Consider the following 309-nt stretch of genomic DNA (forward strand, 5'->3'; position numbering starts at 1 on the left):
GGTTAAAGACAAAATCGGTGTCATTGATAATCTTTTAGAAAAAGTGGATAACTTAATTATTGGCGGAGGGCTTGCTCACACATTTGTAAAGGCTCAAGGCCATGAGGTTGGGAAATCCCTTTTAGAAGAGGATAAGATTGAGCTAGCGAAAGAGTTCATGAAAAAGGCTGAAGAAAAGGGCGTTAAATTTTTCATGCCAGTTGTTGTGATCGTAGCAGATGACTTTTCTGAGGATGCTAATACGAAGGTTGTTCCAATTGAAGAGATTCCTGCCGACTGGGAAGCGCTTGATATTGGACCAAAGACAAG

At 40.8% G+C, this 309-nt stretch carries 1 protein-coding gene; it reads left to right on the forward strand.

Annotation, left to right across the window (positions count from 1 at the left end; all coding sequences use genetic code 11):
- A partial coding sequence (gene pgk / locus PZE06_RS27620; RefSeq protein ID WP_275792341.1) for a phosphoglycerate kinase occupies nt 1-309 on the forward strand: 309 nt, incomplete at both ends.

The sequence above is a fragment of the Robertmurraya sp. DFI.2.37 genome (assembly GCF_029211245.1).
Taxonomy (GTDB): Bacteria; Bacillota; Bacilli; order Bacillales; family Cytobacillaceae; genus Robertmurraya; species Robertmurraya methanolica_A.